The organism is Deltaproteobacteria bacterium, from assembly GCA_016874755.1.
Lineage (GTDB): Bacteria > Desulfobacterota > Binatia > UBA9968 > UBA9968 > DP-20.
The window spans coordinates 1-1,864 of sequence record VGTH01000101.1; the positions used below are offsets into that span (position 1 = coordinate 1).

At 58.7% G+C, this 1,864-nt stretch carries 1 protein-coding gene; it reads right to left on the reverse strand.

Annotated features, from left to right (window positions below; genetic code table 11):
• Positions 1-106 precede the first annotated feature (106 nt).
• Entirely contained in the window at positions 107-1,270 is a 1,164-nt protein-coding gene (locus tag FJ145_26635; GenBank protein MBM4264987.1) for a cobalamin-independent methionine synthase II family protein, read from the reverse strand.
• Between the last annotated feature and the right edge of the window lie 594 nt (positions 1,271-1,864).

Here is a 1,864-nt window from a genome sequence, read left to right on the forward strand (position 1 = left end):
TACGACAAGTGGAAGAAGGTTATCGAAGGTTAGTTTCAACTCGATAGTTGAGTCAGTCCAAAAGGGCGACGGTGCTGAGCCGTCGCCCTTTTTTCGTGTCGCTTTGCTAACGCCACAGTTGTTTCGTTGCCAAGCGTGCGCCTTCGGCCATGGCGGCGAACTTGGCCCAGACGACTTTAGGGTGCACTTCCGGGTTGTAAGTTGCTTGCGATGAAAATCCGCAGTCGGCGCCGGCGATGACGTTTTCACGACCGACGAGCTTGGCGAAGTTGACGATGCGCTCTGCGATCAGCTCTGGATGCTCGACGATGTTGCTGCAGTGGGTAATCACCCCGGGAATCAGGATTTTCCCTGAGGGGAGTTTGACCGTCTCCCAGACATGGTACTCATGCTCGTGGCGCGCGTTGGCGGCTTCAAACAGGTAGGCGCCGGCATTTATTTTCAAGATTAGATCAACGATCTCTTTCAGCGGCGCATCGTGAACCCGCGGTCCTTCGTTGATGCCGTAGCAGGTGTGAAAGCGAATTTTCTCTGTCGGAATGCCAAGAATGGCGTGGTTGATCGCCTCGACGGAACGCTCGGCGATTTTGCGCCGTGCGGCGGCGCTCAATGAAGGGTCTTGACTGTGCACTTCGGTGAGCCAAGGGTCGTCGATCTGGAGGATGAAGCCGGCATCGACGATCGCCAGATATTCCTCGCGCAGCGCGTCGCCCACGGCGGCGAGATATTCTTCGTCGGATTTGTAGTATTCGTTTTTTTCCACGCCGCTGGGTGCGACGGCGGGCATGAATGCTTCGGCAACTTGCTGTCCGGCCATCGCTGTTTTTAGGTTTGCGATGTCTTGGCGAATCGCTTCTTGCCCCTGGTATTTGATCGGTCCGGTGCAGAGCAGCGGCGTGCGCGGCGCGATGCTGCCGCCCATCATGCGCTTGCCGAGATACTGTTCGTAGTACTCCGGAAAATCCGCAATCTCCGCCGCCCATTGCTGCCAGCCGCCTGCCGGCGCAGGCTTAGCTTCATAACCGGTGAGCCTCTCGCGCACGTAGGTGAAGAACCCAGGCTTTCCTTGCTCGCCATCGGTCACAACATCGATGCCGGTCGCCGCCTGTTCGCGCACAACCTCGGCAACCGCGGCGGTGACACGTTTTGCATAAGCGGCTTGGTCGTAGGCTTGGCCATTCAGCTTTGCCTTCATCAAATCGAGCAGCTCCGTTGGCCGCGCCAAGCTGCCACAATGAGTGGTGAGGATTCGGTCGGTGCTGCGCTTCATGTTTCGCCCCCCTACACTTTGGATAGAAAATCTTGGTAGCTCAGTTTGCCGCGCGGGTAGGTGAGCGGGCTGTGGCTTAGACCCAGCGCGACGCACATCTCGGCGACGCGGATCGAAATCGCTTTGGTGTTAAATACCTGCACGCCGGTCATGCGCTGCACTTCTGCCGGGTCGACGATGTACGGAATCAAGGCGCCGCCCAACGGCAGCACGGCCTGCGCCCCGGTTTCGTCGACTAGCTGGCGCACCAGGGCAGCGGTTTTCTCGGTGATTTCTTGCCGCCGTTGTTTCAGGTCGGAACCATAGGCGGAGAGCGTCTTGATGCCCGTGACAAAACCGTCCATGCCCATGGTGCGGAGGAGCCGCCAGGTGTAAGGGATGTGCGACGGCAGCGGCACCGTGATGCCGATGCGATCGACCAGGTTGGCGACCATGTGAATGGTCGTGCGAAACGGACCGATGACAGGAATCGAAACGCAAAGTCGGCCGCCATCGACGCCGGGGTCGAAGGTGTTGCTCTGGATCACGGCATCGTAGCCGTTCTCCGATGCCCAGACGATCTTGCGAATGATAGCCGGAGTCTCCATCAGGTGA